Consider the following 19323-nt stretch of genomic DNA (forward strand, 5'->3'; position numbering starts at 1 on the left):
TCGAGATCGTTGCCATCAGCCAGCTGATGGCGACAGTCTGCATCAACCAGCCGAGGCTTGAAACCTGCGTCGCGAGCCAGATCGAACGAAAGGTGGGCTGCAGAAGTGGCCCAAAGGTCGTTGGTGCAGCCAAATCTTCGTTTGATCCAGCCACCCTGCTCATTTTGCGAACCTTTGCTTAGCGTATGTCCCGCGTTTACTGGCATGGTTCCCAGGCGAAAGCGTGGGCACACAGCAGACTCAAAAATTCATCTCCTGGATGACCGTTCAAAGGGCACTCCGGTTCGTAACCTTATCGGGCGTCGCCGACAGAGTCGCCTTTCCATCAGGTGAAGCATCGGGAGCATGGCTAAGTCACCGATTTTCTTGTGCGAGGTCTCGGTATTTTTCAAGGCGCCGGTAGCTCTCCCGAGGTGAGCGCGAAAGTAAGCCCGACAGGAGCCTAAGCTCGCTGCCGGGCCGGTACGCCTTGGGAGGCGGCGTAACACGGAAGATGTAGACAGCCGTTGCTCAGGCCTTCTGCATGTTCCACATCGGGGTCCACACGGGCATCTCGATGAGCCCAGTGAGCGTCTTGCGGCGGGCGATTGGTCCAACATATTGACCAAGATAAACGAAGCCGACGAGATCCCACCAAACCCTTTGCATTTCGCGAGCCAGTGCCTTGCGCTCTTCGAGCGTTTCGACATCCGGCCATTTGGCCCGAAGAGCCTCATATTCTTCGCTTTTGGGCCAGCCGTACCAGCCTTTATCGCCATTCGCTGTTAGATAAGGTGCGGCAATCGGATCGCCGAACGCAACATCGGCATCGTCCGTAATAAAGATACTCCAGCCGCCGTTCTCGACGGGCCCCTTGTTAGCCCGGCGCGCGACAACCCCACCCCAGTCGCTCTGCGCAAGTTCGGCATTCATCCCGATCTTGCGCAGCATCGCCGCCAGGAGCTGCGCGGCGTCGGCGGAAGGACCCCCTGTGCGTTGGAGAATAACGACCTTCTCGCCGGAATATCCGGCTTCCTGCAAGAGCTGCTTGGCCTTTTCCGGATTCCCGCCCTTCTTGAACCAGTCCGTATTTTCGTCGTTGGTATAGAGTGTATTAGCTCCAAACATGGAACTGACGGTGTGGCCGTATTTTGAATCGGGGGCTATGATGTGGAGGAACGCCTCCTGATCGATCAAGTGAAGCAACGCTTGACGCGCCTTCACATTGTCGAACGGCTTCTGCAGGCAATTCATGCGCAAGAACATGTCGTTGCCCGACTTGTTCAAAACCTGAAGTGCAAGGTTAGGATCGCTCTCGATCACTGGATAAAGATCGGCGGACGGCGCTTCGAGGAAATCGACCTCGCCGGCCTGCAAGGCTGCGAACGCGGTCTGCTGATTGCCGATATTGTCCCAAATGACACGGTCGACTTTGACCACCTTCCCGCCGGCGAATCCGTCGGGGACTTCGCTGCGCGGCACATATTTTTCGTTGCGATCGTAGGTGAAGTTGGCGCCCGGCTTAGCCAGAGCACGATTGAACTTAAACGGTCCTGATCCGATATTTGCGGTCACCTGCTCGGTGGCAGGGCGATCCGCATCATTCTCACGCATGACGAACACCGGTATGGCCGAGATTCCCCCCATCAGGTCGATCAAAACCCCCAGCGGTTCCTTAAGCGTAATCTTGAAGGTTTTGTCATTCTTCTTCGAGATGTCGCTGGCGCGCTCCAGAAGCAGACTTCCGTAAGCTTGAGCCCAGCGACGGATCGAAGCGACACAATCGCCTGCGGTGACGGGCGTACCATCGTGCCAGCCCAGCCCATCCCTCAGCTCGAACGTATAGGTCTTCTGGTCGTCGGATATGCCCCATTTCCCCACCATTTGCGGCTGAGGCATAAACTTGGAGTCGGGCGAGAACAGCGTGTCGTAAATGACAAAACCATGATCGCCAGTGATGGTAGCCGTCGTGAAGATCGGGTCAAACACGCTCAACTCACCGGCCATCACCATCCGCACCGTCCTTGCGTCGGTGGGCGCCGTCTGCGCCCGTAAGACAGACGGCATTGACAAAGCCGTTCCCGCAGCCAGCCCCGCTTTCATAAGTTCGCGTCGAGAAAGCATGTTCCTAGTTCCTCCCTTTTGAGCCAGGGCGCGGTCGTCCGCACCTAACTTCCGCAAAATGATTACCATTTTGGAGAGGAGAGTTTGCGCCAAATAGTGCCGGGTGCTGAAATACGGACTGCAGAAACTCTCACGGTTTGAAATGTCCACCCGGCTTGCACGATGCAACTTGATGCGCTGTGGCGTAGTGTGGGCACCAGTGCCGCAAACATGTCCAAGCTCGTTGATGAATGTTGATTCATGCAGCGTACTGGCTGGTTGGGTGCGGCAACAGCTGACTCGTGACTACAAGCGGCGATGGGATTCCGTGGCGTAGCATCCACCACACGCTTAATAGCTTAAGCCCACACCAAAGGCGGTTGGCTTCAATAACTAGACGCCTGATCTGAAGGCCTCGCCGGCGCGCGATGGCCCCGACGGGCCACCGCAATGCATGGGGAGGCATCGCGGCCGGCGGGATCCGCCGGGTCAGCTACTAGGTGGCCTGGAGGGCGATCTACCTGCGGAGGATTTCGGCAGCCTTGCTCAGGCCTTCTGCATGTTCCACATTGCGATAAGCTGCGGCATTTCGATTAGCCCGGTGAGCGTCTTCCGTCGCGCTTTTGGCGCGATGATTTGACCCAACCTCACGTCGCCGACGAAGTCCCACCATAGTCGCTGCATCTTGCGGGCCAGTACCTTGCGCTTTTCAAGCGTGTCGACATCTGCCCATTTGGCCCGAAGAGCCTCATATTCCTCGTTCTTCGGCCAGCCGTACCAGGCCTTGTCGCCATTCGCACTGAGGAAGGGGGCGGCGATCGGGTCGCCTTGAACGAAATCGGAATCGTCCGTGATGAACATGTTCCAGCCGCCGCTCTCAGTGGGACCCTTGTTAGCCCGACGTGCAACAATCCCGCCCCAGTCGCTAGGGGCAAGTTCGGCATTGACCCCGATCTTGCGCAGCGTGACCGCCAAAAGCTGCGCAGCATTGCTGGCCGACGCCCAGTTGGTGGGTTGAAGGATGACGACCTTCTCTCCGGCATATGCGGCCTCCTGGAAGAGCTGCTTGGCCCTTTCCGGGTCGCCCCCCTTCTTGTACCATCCCGTATTTTCGTCATTCGAGTAAAGTGTACTGTTTCCAAATATCGAAGTGACGGCGTGGCCATATTTAGGATCGGGCGAAATGACACGTAGGAACGCCTGTTGGTCGACCAGGTGAAGCATTGCTTGACGCGCCTTCACGTTGTCGAACGGCTTCTGCAGGTGGTTAATGCGCAGGCACATGTCAGTGCCCGCCTTGTCCAGGACCTGGAGTGCAAGACTGGGGTCGCTCTCGATCGCTGCAAACAGATCGGCGGGTGGCCCCGAGATAAAATCGATTTCACCCGCTTGCAAGGCAGCCAAAGCAGTCTGCTGATCGGCGATGCTATCCCAGATGACACGATCGACCTTGACGACCTTCCCGCCGGCGAAGCCCTCAGGCGCCTCGCTACGCGGGACATATTCGTCGTTGCGATCGTAGGTGAAGTTCGCGCCTGGCTTGGCGAGCGCATGATTGAATTTAAAGGGACCCGACCCGATATTCGCGGTGACCTGTTCCGTTGCGGGGCGAATCGCGTCCGTCTCACGCATGATGAACAGGCACGGCTCAGACACTTTCGCCAGCAGATCGATTAGCACCCCCAGCGGCTCCTTAAGCGCGATCGTGAAGGTCTTGTCGTCCTTCTTCGAGATATCGCTGGCCCGCTCCATGATGACTTGTCCACCGGAATCAACCTGAGCCCAGCGACGGATGGAAGCGACACAATCCGCCGCGGTCACGGGGGTGCCATCGTGCCAGCCCAGTCCATCCCGGAGTTCAAATGTGTAGGTCCTCTTGTCGTCGGATACACCCCACCTCCCAACCATTTGTGGCTGCGGCATAAGCTTGGAGTCGAGTGAAAATAACGTGTCGTAAATGGCCAAGCCATGGTTGGCCGTGATGTCCGCCGTCGTAAAGATAGGATCGAACACGCTAAGGTCACCGGTCATCGCCATGCGCACCGTCCGATCGCCGACTGGCGTTGTCTGCGCCCGCAGGACCGACGGCATCGATAAAGCCGTTCCGGCGGCCAAGCCCATCTTGACGAGGTCGCGTCGCGAGATTCTCATGGTTTGTTCCCCTTTAAATAGTGCGGTCGCACGCACTTACCTGGAGGCGACAATTGGGAATAATGACCCCAAAGGAGGAGCGTTTGTGCTCAAAATGCGTCGGCTGCTGAAATGCGCGGTGCAGAACCAGGGGCAGTTTAATGCCAGCCTTCCATGCCTCTATTTTCGGCATATTCTTCCTCTGATGGCATCAGAGACGTTGCTCTGGCTTATGCGATGATTACACGCCCGACCGTATAACGCGTGCTCGTCGGATTCTCCCTTCCTTGTCCTTAGAGGCAGCGACAGTTAGTCGTTGGCGGGCCAAGCAGCGCGGTACAGGAACGACCCGGGTAGCGCCGGTGGGTTGCGAAGCGCGTGTCCGGGCGGTCCTCATGTGAATTTCGATAGGCCCATGTTGGCACGGTGCACCGTTCTGCATTGAAAAAGTACCTTTTCGTGCTCAAATATTTCACAAGCGGAACCATTTCGGCGCGCATCGGTCGTCGCGATACTTTATTTTCAGTGGTGCCAAAGAAGGCTCTTGGCTGCGCAGCTGTCATTGCATCGATGGGCCACTTTGACGTAGTCGCCGCCGCGTTAAGGGGGGTTCACGCGGGTTCGCCGCTCCGAAGGATCAATCGCATTGCAGTCGTCCGTCGGCCTGGAACCGACCTACTCGAACCGTCAGTCATTCAGGCTATCAAGTCAAATGCAACCGGTCCAACATGGTGGCGAAATGGCCTCGGGATATTCGGCGCGATTTTAGCCTTCGCTGAGTAATGGTGCCGCCAAGTCCAGACTTGTAGCAGCAGCTCGCTAGGTAAACAGGTAATGTATGACTTCGTCTGACACATTGAAAGCTGTTTTCAAATATATCGATGAGAGCCGCAATAGATCTCTGGAACGCCTGGTTGGGTATCTTCGCCACCCAAGCATCAGTGCCGAGAACATAGGTATCGACGAAGTAGGTGCACTCCTCGTCCGAATGCTCACGGATATTGGGCTCGAAACCTGCCTGATGGCGACTGGAGGGCATCCCATAGTTGTGGCGCGGTGGGAGAAGGCTTCGGGTAAGCCGACAGTGCTGCTCTACGGCCACTACGACGTTCAGCCGGCCGACCCGATCGACAAATGGCTCTCGCCGCCTTTCGAGCCGACTGTCCGTGACGGGCGCGTCTACGCTCGCGGTGCGGGAGACAACAAGGGCCAGCATTTTGCCCAAATCCTGGCGATCGAGTCCCACCTCAAGGTGCATGGCGCGTTGCCGTGCAACGTCATCTTGCTGTTGGAAGGTGAAGAGGAGGTCGGCAGCCCGCACATTGCCGATTTCGTGCGGACCAGCAAGGATATTCTAAAAGCCGATCTTGCCGTCACCGCCGATGGTCCGCGTCATGCGAGCGGTGCACCTGTGATCAAGTTCGGCTCTCGCGGCGTGCTGTCCTTTGAGCTTCGTTGCCGCCACGCCTCCCACGATCTACATTCGGGCAACTTTGGTGGCGTTGTGCCGAATCCGATCTGGACTTTAGTGCACCTGCTCGGGACCATGAAGAATACCGATGGTGAAATCACCATCGACGGTTTCCATGAGGGTATAGAGCCTCAGTCTCCGGAGGAACTGGCCGCAATCGCGCGCCTGCCGCTCGACGTTGAGGCATATAAGCAGAGCCTCGGGCTCGTGCGGCTCGATGCGCCGGCGGCACGCTCCTTTTACGAGCGCCTTTGCTTCCGGCCGACGCTGACAATCAATGGTTTTCATGGCGGCTATGGCGGGCCTGGTAGCAAGACCGTCCTGCCCAGTGAGGCCTTTGTGAAATGCGACATGCGGCTCGTGCAGGCGCAGGACCCCGGGGACATACTGCGCAAGGTCACCACGCATGTGAAACAACACGCGCCTGATGTGGAGCTCATCGCGATGGAGAACATGTCCCCATCAAAGACGCCTATAGCCTCGCCCTTCACCGTGCCGTTACGCCGTGCCTTGGTCGCAGCGCAAGGGGCGGAGCCCCTGCTTATCCCAGCGGGTTTTGGCAGCCTGCCCAGTTATGTATTCACTAAAATACTCGGCATTCCTGCTTTCGAAACGCCGTACGCGAATCATGATGAAGCGAACCACGCGCCGAATGAAAATATAACGCTTGATTGCTTCTACAGCGGAATTCGGACAGGCGCTGCATTGTTGCATGAGCTTGGCTCTTTGCGACTTCGTGAAGGATGTTGGGATAGTTGAGGCTGTTGCTGGATAGTCACAGGATCTGTACTGACCCCGCGGGTGGCCGACCCGGCGTATCGTCGACGAGGTCCAAGCAAGACAGCACTATTTAACTTAGACTATTCAGCTACGAACTACAGGAGGCTGGTGCAGAAGATGCCAAAGATCAACGCCGGGCGCTTGCTCTCGGAGCTCAGACGTTTCGCTCAATTCGGCGCGTACGAGACGGGTGTCCATCGCCCGACCTTTTCCAGAGAGGATATGGACAGCCGCCGCTGGCTTGCGCTGCAATACGAGGCAGTAGGGCTTCAGGCGCATATCGATGGGGTGGGCAATGTGTTCGGCACCCCTCTCTCGAAACGACGATCGCTGCTAATCGGGTCGCATGCAGAGTCTGAGAACCATGCCGGCTGGCTCGACGGGGCGCTTGGCGTGGTGTACGGTCTCGAGATTGCCCGAAGCTTCGCGGAAACGCCGGACTGCGCTGGCCTTCCCATAGCCCCAGTCGCGTGGGCGGATGAAGAAGGCCACTATCTATCGTTGCTCGGCAGCCGTTCTTTCATCGGTGACATCGACGAGGCGGAGATCGACCGCGCGGTGAATATACGTAATGGGCTGCCGCTTAGGGAAGCGCTCCAGGCCGCCGGCCTAGTCGGTTTGCCCCGATCTCTGTTGGAACCGGAACGCTACGTTGGATATCTGGAAGCACACATAGAACAGGGTGACGCGCTGGAAGCCTCGGGCAACCGGATCGGTGTTGTTACGAGCATCGTCGGGATCTGGCAGTACTCGATCATTTTTCGCGGCGTCCAAAATCACGCTGGTACGACGCGCATGGCTATCCGAAAGGATGCCGGCCTGGCAGCAGCGATGCTGGCCATGAATATTGCCGACCGCTTTCCTACAGTGGCCGGCCCGAGTTCCGTATGGACCACAGGCCGCATTAGCCTGGAGCCGGGCGCTCCAAGCATAATTCCGGGCAAGGCAGAAGTGCTATTCCAGTTCCGGGATTCAGAGATGGCAGTGCTTGAGCGCCTTGATTTGGTGCTAAGGGAGGTGGTTGAGGAGACCGTGATTAAAACGGGTTGCCGAGCCGAGATCGAGCGTACCGAGACCGGCAGACCATGGCATATGGATTCGGCCTTCCAGGAAGCGATAGAGAGTGCGGCGATGCGCCATGCCCCTGGTGCCCACGTGAGGATGCCAAGTGGAGCCAGCCACGACGCCCAAGTCGTGGGCCGCAAACTGAGGGCCGCTATGCTTTTCGTGCCAAGCATCGGGGGCATCAGCCACCATTGGACCGAAAATACACACGATGCCGACCTGGTGCTCGGCTGCCAGGTGCTGGCTGATGCCGCGGAGACGATCCTGCGAGGCGAATACAGGTGACGTTGGTCCTCCGACGGGAGGTGATGAGAAGTGTCACAAAGGCGATGTGAAGGCTGATACATTCGTAAAGGCGCTGGTCACGCCCGAACAAGATCTCTGATGAAGCCGCCCCTGAGCCGAATGACGAAAGATGGATCAGGCGACATTGTGATGAGTTAATGGACAATGTCGGTCGGGAGCAGCATGGTGAGGCAATACGGACGGACACCGCATTAGGGGAGGTAGCACGCGCAGGTGACCATAAACGCAGCGACCCACAGGAGCGACCGCAATTCGATCGAAGTCGCGGCCCGTGCTGTCTGGCACCAATCTGAGCCTGCTACGGGCGGGAAATGCTGCTCGATCGCCGGATCGTGGTTTCCTAGGAGGCCATCCGCCAATCGTGCCGACCAGGGCCTAGATTATGCGCGCGGCAGAGGCCGGAAAGATGCCGGCGAACGAAGACGTCTCGCACGATGAAGTTGTGGTGCGGATCAACGGTCAGACATGCTGGTTCGCTCCTACGGCGCGGCAAAATGCCAAGTGACGCCGAACGTCGAACATCGCTCAGATAAGGCTTAATACTGGTCGGAGTACAAACTGACATGCGAGCTGCAGTCTTGAGTGCCTACGAAGCCGGCCACTAAGTCAAACCAGCTGAACGCTAAGAGAACGGCTAATGGCCGGAGACATTCAGCGTTAACCAGCAGGAGATTAGGCTCGCTAGCGGTTCAGATTTTGACTGAATCTGTGGGATTCCCGTCGGAGTGATTTTGTGATTCAAGATGCTGGCTGGATCGGAGGCCAGCATCTCATGACGGCTCCCATTTCAAACGATCTTCGTGAGCGTGTTTTTGGAGCGATCGAGGCCGGCGAGAGTTGCCGCTCGATAGCGGCTCGTTTTGGCATTGCGGTCTCGTCTGCGGTGAAGTGGTCGCAGCGCTATCGGGCCAGTGGGTCTGTAGCGCCAGGCAAGATGGGCGGCACCGCAAGCGTGTACTGGAGCCGCACCGGGCGTTCATCGTGGAGCGGATCAACCAGATGCCGCATTTGTCGCTACACGGCCTGAAAAACGAACTTGCGGCACGCGGTGTGAAGGTCTCGCACGATACGGTATGGCACTTCCTGCGGCGCGAGGGGTTGCGGTTCAAAAAAAACGCTATTCGCCCTTGAGCAAGCTCGCGCCGATGTTGCCCGCCGACGACAACGCTGGCGTTCCTGGCAGGCGGGACTCGATCCGGAGCGGCTGGTGTTCATCGACGAAACCGTGCGCGGCTTTGCTCCGCACGGCCACTGGCGCACGCTGACCTTCCTCGGCGCCCTGCGGCTCGACCGTCTTGCTGCCCCTTGCGTCTTCGATGGACCGATCAACGGCGAGAGCTTCCGGGCCTATGTCGAGCAGCAGCTCGTGCCAGTGCTCCAGCCCGGCGACATAGTCGTCATGGATATGTGTGGACGCCCCCATCGATGCAAGAGAATCTTCTACAAAGAGATCGGAGCGTGGTCGGGTGCTGACATGTGTCCGGCCTCTGATGTGACGTTCGACATGCCGCGGGCCCGTATGGGAGTTCGCGGAGCGGGTCCAATTCAATCTCGCGTGCTCAACGCACGTATCCATGATCTGGTTTTCCCGATCCCGTCTCGTTGACCGTTGCGCCATACTCTCCGTTTGACCTTCTCACACTTTCGAGGCCTTCTGGCCGAGCGGAACTAACCCGCCACGGCTGGCGCCCGATAAGTTCCGCCTTTCGCCATCAGTGCCCAGACGATGCGTGCAGTTTTGTTGGCAAGCGCGACGATCACCAACATGGGCGGCTTGCGGCCCAAGATGCGCATGAGCCATGGGTCCGCAGATTTCCCCTTCCGCATTGCCCAGCGTACGGCCGCGCTGGCCCCTATGATCAGCAGCCTGCGTAGCGTTCGCTCGCCCATCCGAGACGTCTCGCCGAGCTTCTGCTTTCCGCCCGTGGAGCGTTGCAGCGGCGTAAGGCCAAGCCAGGCCGCGAAGTCGCGCCCTCTCTTGAAGGTCTGAGCCGACGGAGCCAACGCGGCGAGAGCTGTCGCGGTGATCGGCCCTATACCGGGGATCGTCATCAGTCGCCTGGCTTCCGTGTCTTCCTTGGCGCGCCGGGCGATCTCGCGGTCGAGCAAAGCCATCTTCTCGTCCAACGAGCGCAATTGCTCCACGAGCAGGCGCAGGATCGAGCGGGCGACTTCGGGAACAGCGGAACCCTTGTCCTCTATCGCGGCCAGAAGCTTGGCCACATGGAAGAGGCCTTGCGCGGCCACCATCCCGAATTCGGCAAGATGGCCGCGTATTGCATTGATGGTTTGGGTTCGCTGCCGCACCACGAGATCGCGGACGCGAAAAACAATGGCCGCAGCTTGCTGCTCTTCGCTCTTCACCGCCACGAACCGCATGGTCGGCCTCTGTGCGGCTCCGCAGATCGCCTCCGCGTCAGCCGCATCGTTCTTCTGCCGCTTCACGAAAGGTTTGACGTAGCCCGGCGCGATCAGCCGGACGCTATGCCCAAGCCCTGAAATCTCCCGCGCCCAGTAATGGCTGCTGGCGCAGGCCTCCATCGCAACCGTGCAAGTCGGCTGCTCGGCGAGGAACCGAAGCACCTGATCGCGACGCAATTTCTTGCGGAACAGGGCGATTCCCGATGCATCCGCACCGTGCGCCTGAAAAACGTTCTTCGCTAGATCCAACCCGATTATGTTAACTTCCAACATGGACGCCTCCTTCAAGTGATGATCAACGACACCACTTTGGCACAGCGATGCCGCCAGGGGGCGTCCACCCCATCAATCTTGGCTCCCACAAGTCGGCCGCCATCCGGCAGATGATCCGCGCCGCAGGCGCCAGGCTTTGGTATCTGCCGCCATACTCGCCCGACCTCAACCCAATCGAGCAAGCCTTCGCCAAGATCAAACACTGGATGCGAGCCGCCCAGAAGCGAACCATCGACGACACCTGGCGACACATCGGCCACCTCGTATCAACCATCGAACCCAATGAATGCAGATACTACTTCGCAAACGCTGGATACACTTCTGTCAAAATCTGAAACGCTCTAGAGGTGTTTGGTCCCGGCATTTGCTGGAGCGGATTGAGTTTGAAGCGTTCCGGTTGTGAGACCCATGCCTTGCAGATGAACTCGTAGGGCGTGAGACCTTGAGGGTCTTTAGCCTGCTAGCGAAATTGTAGGCGGCAACGAAGTCGGCGAGATGGTTGCGTAGTTGGTCGTGGCTCTCATAGTAGAAGCGCTTGACGGTGGCGTCCTTGATAGTCCGGTTCATTCTCTCGACCTGGCCGTTATCCGGTATGTGATCTGTGGTGCCTTTTCGTCCTGCTGTTCTTGTTTGGAACGGCCTTATGGTGAGCCCATCCGGGACGTGGGGCACCGGGAGCACGAAGGTGCAGGCAGGCCGTCAATAGACCGTGGGCTGAGAGCCCGGGCTTACATGGCCGCCCCTCGCGACTTTCCCGGATGCGCTGCGAGCGCGGATCAGTAGATGTCGTGTTGCCCGCCAGCTCCCGTCTTTGACCGAGCCAAGAAGGAGGAACGAGCATGCGCATCATCGGAGTGGATATCCATCGCGCCTTCGCCGAGGCGGTAGCTTGGGAGGACGGCAGGCTCAGGCGGCTGGTCGTGTCGACATGCGGCGCGATCTGCTGGATGCCTTCGCCGCAAAGCTGTCGTTGGATGATGTCGTGGTGATCGAGGCGACGGGCAACGCGTCCTCGGCCGCCGCGGTTGTCGCGCCGCATGTGAAGAAAGTGGTGATCGCAAACCCCAAGCAGGTGCGCATTATCGCCTATGCCAAGATCAAGACGGACACGATCGATGCCAGCGTTCTGGCGCAGCTCTATGCCAGCGGCTTCCTGCCGGAAGTCTGGATTCCGGATGAGCCGAAGCAGGCTCTGCGTCGACAGGTGACACGGCGCAATCAGATTGTCCGGCAGAGGTCTCGATTGAAGAACGTCATCCAGTCGATCCTTCATAGCCACCTGATCCCGTCCTGCCCGCATGCCGACCTGTGCGGCACTAAGGGCCGGTCATGGTTGAGCGAGCAGGTCGTGCCGCAGGACGAGCGCCTCGCGATCGATCGGCATCTGCGCGAGTCGACCGATTGGGCGAAGACCTCCAGGTCATCGAACGCGATCTTGCCCGCTCGGCTCTCACGGATGAAGGCGTGAAGCGGCTGATGACCATTCCCGGCGTCGACATGACCGTCGCGCTGGCGATGAACGCGGCGATCGGCAACGTGTCGCGCTTCGACGATCCGCAGAAGCTCGTGAGCTATCTCGGGTTGAACCCAAGCGTCCGACATCCGGGCCAGGTCCGGCCTACCATGGGCGGATCACCAAGCAGGGCCGTGGTCATGCGCGCGGCATGCTCGTCGAGGCGGCCTGGGCGGCCGCTCGTGCTCCCGGACCGTTGCGATGTCGCGGCCGTGGCAACCGCACGCAAACTCTCTGTTGTGATCTGGCATCTGTTGATGAAGGGCGAGAGTTACGCGTGGGCTCGACCCTCCCTGCATGCCAAGAAGCTGCGCGATGTGGAACTCAAGGCCGGGAGCAAGGCCGTGCGCAGCCAAAAGGGGGCCGCGCACGCCTACAACATCAAGAGCCACCGGGAAGAAGAGCGCCGGTGGGTGGAGCAGGCCGAGAGCGCCTATGCACGCTTCGTCGCCGGTTGGAACCCGCGAGGCCCGAGAAAGGCGCGCACGGAAGCCGCAAACGAGGTGCGACGATAGAAGCTGCGCGGCAGGGCTCTCACCTCGGACCCTGCTCTTCGCCACGCGGTCGTCCGTGCGCGACAGGAGAATAGCGCCGATTTATCAAAAAGGCTCTTGTCGATCACATCAGTGGTCCACGGATGCCTCGCCTTGGTCGTGCGGTGCTCGATGTCATTCCTGGCGCAGGTGTATTCGAAGGCGTGAGCGCGGAATATTTCGCCATTGGCGATTGCCTCCTTGATCGGCGGCACCGCCGAACCACCGGCACCGGGGGTGGTGAACTGGATGCCGTTGTCTGTAAGGACGGTGTGAATCTTGTAGGGGACGGCCGCGATCAGCCGCAGTAGAAAGTCTCTCGATACGGCGGGGGGCCTTCTCGTGCAACTCGACGAAGGCGAACTTCGAGGTGCGGTCTATGGCCACGAACATATGTAGCTTGCCCTGCTCGGTCCTGACCTCGGCAATGTCGATGTGGAAGTAGCCGATCGGGTAGCTCTTGAATTTCTTCTTCGCCGGTTTGTCGCCCTCGACATCCGCTAACCGGCCGATGCCATGACGTTGCAGGCACCCATGCAATGAAGACCGCGTCAGGTGCGGGATGGTTAACTGCAAGGCATAAAGGCAGTCGTCGAGCGGTAGCAACGTGTAGCGCCGGAAGGCGACGATGACCGCCTCCTCCTCGATCGAGAGCACTGTCGATCTCGGCTCCTTCGGACAGTCGGCAGATCGGCGACCGAAGTGCGCTCCCATGCAGAACCTGGCCCATAGCGCATCCCTTGATTCGGAAGATAAGGATGCCCCATCAAAGATCCCATGACTGGTGGTGGATAGCGACCTGCGCTCTGGCAGAGTGGGGTTGCTGACCAACAACTCTGTGGAGGCCAATCATGCGTGTTGTAGCCGATCGATCTGCGGCGCCTGCCGCTATCCGCACCGATCTTGGCGCGATCTTCGTTTCTTTGGAACTCAGTAAATCGACCTGGTTGATCACTTCGCTGTCGCCGGGCAGTGGGGAGAAGATGTCGAAACATGCGGTACGCGGCGGAGATTCACGGGACTGCTGGCACGCTTTGCCCAGCTCCAGACAAGGCACAGGCGCGCACCGGCCGGCACTTTGCGCTTGTGGTTATTCAGGAGGCGGGTCTCGACGGCTTCTGGATCCATCGAATCCTGGAGGCCGAGGGGATCGAAAGCCATGTCGTCGACGCCGCCTCGATTCCTACGTCGCGCCGGCGGCGTCGTGCCAAGACCGAAAAGATCGATGGTGAGGCGCTGGTGCGCGCGCTGCTCGCCTACAAGCGGAGCGAGCCGCGCGTGTGCGCGATGGTCAGGGTGCCGGGCATCAAGGAGGACGACCGCCGCCGCATCGGCCGCGAGCGCAGGGTTCTGGTTGGTGAGCGGACCTGCCATGTCAACCGGATCAAGGGTCTGCTGTTTGCTCAGGGCATCACCGGCTACGAGCCGCTACGACGTGACCGGCGACATCGGCTTGAGGAATTGAGGACCGGCGACGGCCGCGCGCTGCCTGAACATCTAAAGGGGCAAATCCGTCGCGAGCTCGACCGACTCGAACTGGTGATAGCCCAGATCAAAGAGGTGCAGGCCGAGCGTGACGCTCTGCTGGCGATCGAAGTCGCCGAAACTCCAGCAGCGTCATTGCTCGATCTCAAGGGTATCGGCCCCGAGTGTGCCGCCATCCTCTACGCGGAAGGGCTGTTCCGGCACTTCGATAATCGCCGGCAGGTCGCCGCCTATGCCGGGCTCGCGCCGACGCCTTGGCAGAGCGGATCGGTCCAGCACGAGCAAGGCGTCTCGAAGGCCGGCAACCCCCGGCTGCGAACGACGATGACGAGTTGGCCTGGCTATGGCTGCGCAATCAACCGAGTTCAGCGCTTACCCGCTGGTTCCACGAACGCGTGATGCGCAATCAGGGGCGCCTCAAAAAAACAACCGTCGTCGCCCTTGCAAGGAAGCTGCTCGTGGCGCTGTGGAAATACGTCACCGCGGGCGTCCTCATCGAAGGTGCCGTCATGAAGGCTGTCTGACGAGACCACACCGACACACTCGTCCCTCGAAGCCTGATCAGCCTCGGCGGATCCAGGAGGCGAACCGAGATCCCAGCTGGCTGGAATGCCGTATCCAAGACGGGTCTCGCCTTCTGGGCCCTTGCCGCCGCAAGCGGGATATTGGTGCAGCCGTCCTCAAGCGGCGACCGTATGTGAGTTGACCAGGCTCGATTGACCGAGCCGTGTCACGCTATCGGGCCCAGCTCTGGATTCCGCGACCAATTGGAGGAACACGATGCCGCCCTGACGCCGCTCTTGACCCCAGCATCATCATGTGAGCCTGGGATCAAACATCTAGGGCGCCGGTCAGGGATGTTGACTGGGGTTGGTCCGTTCCGGGTCGCGCGTGTCAACAGCTCCGGTATTCCGCAAAGCCAAGGGCCCGCAGGGATCAACATCCTTCGAACCATAGACCTTCTAACTCCGTGCGGGCACGGCTATTCAACATTCACTCACCAAGTATCGTATCGACCAGGTTCACCCAATAGCCGATGCCATAAGGCAAGGCTTCGTCGTTGAAATCATATGCTGGGTTGTGACAATCAGCGGTTCGCCCGTTGCCAAGAAAAATGAAAGCGCCGGGCCGCGCCTCAAGCATGTAAGCGAAATCTTCCGCCCCCATGCTTGGTCTCATCTTGTCGTTGACGAATTCAGACCCCACGAGACTGCATGCCGCATCGATTGCCAGGTTGGTCCCCTCCGTGTGGTTAAAGGTGACCGGAACAGATCGGAGGTACTTGAACTCGATATCCGCGCCAAATCCCCGCGCGATCCCCTGAGCAGATGCCATAATCTCTCGTTCGGCGAAGTCTCGCAGGCCCGATGCGTGGGTCCTGACAGTTCCGGAAATTTCAACGCGATCGGGAATGACGTTGTAGCTCTGCGCAGCGTTCAACTTGGTGACGGAGATCACCAGCGTCTCCATCGGATCTGTTTGGCGCGAAACCAAGGTTTGCAGACCCATGATTATCTGCGCTCCAATGACAACGGGGTCGATAGTACGATGCGGGTGGGCAGCATGGCCACCCCTGCCCTGCACGATGATGTCGAAGTCGTCTTGCGAGCCCATGATCGGGCCATCGCAAATGCCGAACTTGCCGATCTCCATGCCTGGCCTATTGTGCATCCCGAACACCTGGGAGATGCCGAAACGATCCATAATCCCTTCCTGGACCATCTTAAAGCCGCCTGTTGGGAATTCCGGCTCTTCTGCCGGTTGAAATATCAGGGCAACCGAGCCTTTGAATTGCCGTGTAGACGCCAGGTATTTCGCTGCGCCCAGCAACATGGCGGTGTGACCGTCATGGCCGCATGCATGCATTACGCCGGAGTTTTTGGACGACCAGGGCTTTCCAGACGCCTCAACGATAGGCAGGGCATCCATATCGGCCCTCAGCCCGATGGTCGGCCCCTCTCCTCTTTCGCCCTGAATCAAAGCGACGATGCCGGTCTCAGCTATCCCTGTTTCGATATGATGGATGCCGAATGACGCCAGTTTCTCGGCCACGAACTTCGCTGTGTTGTGTTCCCGAAAGTCGGGCTCGGGATTTTCATGAAGGTAGCGACGCCACTCGGTCGCCTCACGCTGCAAATCCCTAAACATATCGACGCCGTTCATTTTGCAATAGCCTTTCTTCGAGACGGCCGGTCAAACGAAGTCCGGACGAAAAAAATCAAACAATCAAAGCGTCTACGCATAACGTGATGGGCCCGAACCCAGATTTTGCCCGTCGCGGTCCAAGCGTTGCACCGCCAGAAATCCTTTCACAAATATGACAGGCTGGCGGAAAAGGTTTGCGCCGAAATAGCTTCACCTATGAAACGCGAGCGACACGAAGAGGGAAGGCTTGAAATATTCCGGCTTCCCTACATCTGAGGGACGCCGCCCCCGCAATCCGGCTAGGTGATCTTCTCCCAATCGCCGCAGGGGAACTTTTCGCGCACGGTCTCGAAGAGAGAATGCTCAATGAGGGTCTTGGCTCCAGTCAAGCGGGTTGTCGACTACAACGTAGCGGTCCGCGTGCACGGCCTCGAGCCTGTCAAACCAATGTCGATGAGCCCATTCGACCGATACAGGCGCTCCGATGGGCGCAGGAGGGTCACCGGATTCCATGACGAGATAGCGAATCGATCGAAAGTGGCACATATGATATCTATGTTTCATTGTGAGGTGAATTTTGAAAGTCTGACAGCGGCGGAATAGAGCATCGTTACGCGCTATCCAACCTGAGACCTCATAATGACCAAAATTCTCCATCGATCCATCGGTGCAAGCTTGCCAAGAGCAGTTGCGGCAAAGGGTATTTTCATCACGGACGGCGATGGTCGGCGCTACCTCGATGGCTCGGGAGGCGCTGCGGTGAGTTGCCTCGGTCACGACCACCCGGAGGTCTTGCAGGCAATGAGGGCGCAGATGGGCAATGTCAGCTATGCTCACACGTCCTTCTTCACAACTGACGTTGCCGAGCAGCTTGCCGAACAACTAGTCGAGCTGGCGCCCGAGGGACTTGACTATGTCTATTTAGTTTCAGGCGGCTCCGAGGCTGTCGAAGCGGCGATCAAAATGGCGCGTCAGTATTTTGTTGAAATCGGGCAGCCCGAACGCCGACATATTATTGCGCGTCGACAGAGTTATCATGGCAATACGATCGGCGCTCTGGCAACGGGAGGGAACGCTTGGCGCCGCGCGCAGTTCAAGCCGATCCTGCCAGAAACCCACCACGTCTCAGCATGCTATGCTTATCGCGACATGATGAACGGCGAAGCGCAGCAACTATATGCCGAACGGCTGGCTTCCGAACTGGAGGCGAAGGTTATCGAGCTCGGCGCAAAAGAGGTCATGGCGTTCGTGGCGGAACCCGTCGTAGGCGCGACGCTCGGCGCTGTCGGACCAGAGGCCGATTACTTTAAGAGGGTCCGTCAGATCTGTGACAGGTACGGTATCTTGCTCATCCTCGACGAAGTAATGTGCGGCATGGGGCGCACAGGTACAATGTTCGCCTTCGAGCAGGAGGGCATTGTACCGGACATCGTGACGATCGCGAAGGGATTGGGAGGAGGGTTCCAGCCCATCGGCGCGGTCCTCCTGTCCAAGAAAATCTATCGCGCTTTTGCCGAAGGGTCCGGCCTTTTTCAGCACGGCCATACCTATGTCGGCCATCCTGTCGCGGCTGCTGCGGCCAACAAAGTCGTCGAAATTCTGAGGCGGCCTGAGATCATGGAAAATGTGGTCAAGATGGGTGAGCGGCTGCACTCCGGCCTTCAGGCTGCGCTGGGCCAATCACCTTATGTGGGGGACATCCGGGGCCGAGGTCTGTTCCGCGGGATCGAGATCGTAGCGAATAGGGAGACGAAGCAGCCCTTCGACCCTGCCCGCAGGATCCATGCCAAAATCAAGAAGGAGGCGATGCAGCGGGGCCTGATGTGTTACCCGATGGGTGGAACGGTCGACGGGGTACATGGAGACCATGTGCTATTGGCCCCTCCTTATATCATTCAGCCCGACCAGGTCGATCAAATCGTCGAGAGACTGGCCGCCGCCATCACCGCTACGGTCGAAGTTGAACAAAATACTGTGTGATCAATGAGCGAGCCAATGGTCAAGACGTCCCCTTGCCTGCCGCTCGGCGACGATGAGTGGCCGGTAGAGATTGAGGATCTCAAGGGTGGCTTTGCAGGTACACTGAACGTCTATCGAACGATGGCGCATCATCCGGCTTTGCTGAGGGCATGGGCTCCGCTGCGTCAACATATCGTCAAGGACAGCGCTCTGGGGGCGGTCCGGTCCGAGCTTGTGATCCTGCGCTGTGCGCACAGGATGGACTCGGTCTATGAATGGGCACATCATGTGAGCCGCGCCCGTGCGCTCGGTCTTTCGGATGCGCGCATCCAAGGCATGCGAGGGCTGCCCGAGGGCGAGGACGGACTTATCGCTCGAGCTGTCGACGCGCTTTTCAATTTTGCAAAGTTGCCAGTTGCTACCGAGAGGGAGATATCGGCGACCTTCGGCAAACATGCCGTCTTCGACCTGATGGCAACGGTTGGCTTCTATGCGGTATTAGGATTCGTGTTGAAGACATACGACACGCCCTTAGACGAAGCCGTGGCGCGTGAGTTGGCTCACACCGGGTCTAGTCTGGGAAGTCCAATGCTTCCGTCCGCTTGAAATAGATCATGTGCGTGTTTCAGAACTTCTCCGCCCCTTCCGAGGACCTTCGTCCCTGCTGGCTCGACGAAAACGTGGCCAGCTGTCCGAACCACCGATTTCGGCCAAGCACCGTCGCGATTGTTCCAGCGGACGCCAGCCTTCAGCCCGCTCCAGCACCACTTCAAATGACCGCAGAGCAGCTTCTAGCCCGCATTTCTCAACTGTCGGGAGTCGTTTTTCAAGTGGTCGGCGATCCACGCCGCAATGGCGGGCAAAGGGAGATTTTTGGCCAAACGAGTGGGCTGTTTGGGATCTGTGGACGCGCGTGTCTGGTTCGTCAGTGCGTCAGCTGGCGAGAGCTGCATGTGCGGCGGCGAACTCGCGCCGGCAGGGGTAGCCTGATGCTATTTCCAGGGTGATACGGCGAACGCTGACGAGGCGGATTGCCAACTGGGTATGCTAGTGCCATGCGGCGCAGCGCACACCCGCACGTAGGCCATGGAGACGAACCACAGGCGCAACTGCTTGACGCGCATGGTGGTCTCCGAAATGCCCGAATGATGGCGAAGTGG

9 protein-coding genes and 7 pseudogenes are annotated in these 19323 nt (G+C 58.9%); 9 read left to right on the plus strand and 7 right to left on the minus strand.

Annotated features, from left to right (window positions below; translation table 11 throughout):
* From NKH06_RS16950 to NKH06_RS16960, 3 genes are all read right to left on the minus strand, one after another.
* The coding region (locus tag NKH06_RS16950; RefSeq protein ID WP_352893557.1) for an MFS transporter at window positions 1-163 on the minus strand (163 nt) is incomplete at its 3' end.
* 347 nt (window positions 164-510) lie between these two features.
* Window positions 511-2103, minus strand: a complete 1593-nt coding sequence (locus NKH06_RS16955; RefSeq protein WP_352893466.1) for an ABC transporter substrate-binding protein — start codon at window positions 2101-2103, stop codon at window positions 511-513.
* A gap of 525 nt (window positions 2104-2628) precedes the next feature.
* Entirely contained in the window at window positions 2629-4233 is a 1605-nt protein-coding gene (locus tag NKH06_RS16960) for an ABC transporter substrate-binding protein (RefSeq protein WP_352893467.1), read from the minus strand.
* An 817-nt stretch (window positions 4234-5050) separates the two neighbouring features.
* On the opposite strand from NKH06_RS16960, the gene NKH06_RS16965 reads away from it, so the two are divergent.
* The 3 genes and pseudogenes from NKH06_RS16965 to NKH06_RS16975 all read left to right on the plus strand — a co-directional run.
* Window positions 5051-6442: a M20/M25/M40 family metallo-hydrolase gene (locus NKH06_RS16965; RefSeq protein ID WP_352893468.1), complete on the plus strand. Its 1392-nt coding sequence runs from the start codon at window positions 5051-5053 to the stop codon at window positions 6440-6442.
* A 138-nt stretch (window positions 6443-6580) separates the two neighbouring features.
* Window positions 6581-7813: a hydantoinase/carbamoylase family amidase gene (locus NKH06_RS16970; RefSeq protein ID WP_352893469.1), complete on the plus strand. Its 1233-nt coding sequence runs from the start codon at window positions 6581-6583 to the stop codon at window positions 7811-7813.
* A gap of 793 nt (window positions 7814-8606) precedes the next feature.
* Window positions 8607-9272: pseudogene (locus NKH06_RS16975) on the plus strand (transposase); the annotation flags it as partial.
* A 230-nt stretch (window positions 9273-9502) separates the two neighbouring features.
* Here NKH06_RS16975 and NKH06_RS16980 read toward each other — a convergent pair.
* Window positions 9503-10528, minus strand: coding sequence for an IS110 family RNA-guided transposase (locus NKH06_RS16980; protein ID WP_352893471.1), 1026 nt, complete (start codon window positions 10526-10528; stop codon window positions 9503-9505).
* A 74-nt stretch (window positions 10529-10602) separates the two neighbouring features.
* Here NKH06_RS16980 and NKH06_RS16985 point away from each other — a divergent pair.
* Window positions 10603-10863: pseudogene (locus tag NKH06_RS16985) on the plus strand (transposase); the annotation flags it as partial.
* Here the strand turns inward: NKH06_RS16985 and NKH06_RS16990 are convergent.
* Window positions 10824-11113 (minus strand): annotated as a pseudogene (locus NKH06_RS16990) (integrase core domain-containing protein); the annotation flags it as partial. The pseudogenes NKH06_RS16985 and NKH06_RS16990 overlap by 40 nt on opposite strands.
* Before the next feature lie 254 nt (window positions 11114-11367).
* Between NKH06_RS16990 and NKH06_RS16995 the strand changes: the two are divergent.
* Window positions 11368-12556, plus strand: a pseudogene (locus tag NKH06_RS16995) (IS110 family RNA-guided transposase).
* Window positions 12557-12651: 95 nt separating this feature from the next.
* Here NKH06_RS16995 and NKH06_RS17000 read toward each other — a convergent pair.
* A pseudogene (locus NKH06_RS17000) lies at window positions 12652-13252 on the minus strand (DDE-type integrase/transposase/recombinase); the annotation flags it as partial.
* A gap of 173 nt (window positions 13253-13425) precedes the next feature.
* On the opposite strand from NKH06_RS17000, the pseudogene NKH06_RS17005 reads away from it, so the two are divergent.
* A pseudogene (locus NKH06_RS17005) lies at window positions 13426-14583 on the plus strand (IS110 family RNA-guided transposase).
* 469 nt (window positions 14584-15052) lie between these two features.
* Here the strand turns inward: NKH06_RS17005 and NKH06_RS17010 are convergent.
* Window positions 15053-16222: a M20 aminoacylase family protein gene (locus tag NKH06_RS17010; RefSeq protein WP_352893472.1), complete on the minus strand. Its 1170-nt coding sequence runs from the start codon at window positions 16220-16222 to the stop codon at window positions 15053-15055.
* A gap of 348 nt (window positions 16223-16570) precedes the next feature.
* On the opposite strand from NKH06_RS17010, the pseudogene NKH06_RS17015 reads away from it, so the two are divergent.
* The 3 genes and pseudogenes from NKH06_RS17015 to NKH06_RS17025 form a co-directional block, all read left to right on the plus strand.
* A pseudogene (locus NKH06_RS17015) lies at window positions 16571-16672 on the plus strand (electron transfer flavoprotein subunit beta/FixA family protein); the annotation flags it as partial.
* Window positions 16673-16843: 171 nt separating this feature from the next.
* The gene (locus tag NKH06_RS17020) at window positions 16844-18184 is read left to right on the plus strand and encodes an aspartate aminotransferase family protein (RefSeq protein WP_352893473.1); all 1341 of its coding nucleotides are present in this window, start codon (window positions 16844-16846) and stop codon (window positions 18182-18184) included.
* A gap of 15 nt (window positions 18185-18199) precedes the next feature.
* Entirely contained in the window at window positions 18200-18769 is a 570-nt protein-coding gene (locus NKH06_RS17025; protein WP_352893475.1) for a carboxymuconolactone decarboxylase family protein, read from the plus strand.
* Window positions 18770-19323: the final 554 nt, after the last annotated feature.

The sequence above is a fragment of the Mesorhizobium sp. M1342 genome, assembly GCF_040317955.1.
Lineage (GTDB): Bacteria > Pseudomonadota > Alphaproteobacteria > Rhizobiales > Rhizobiaceae > Mesorhizobium.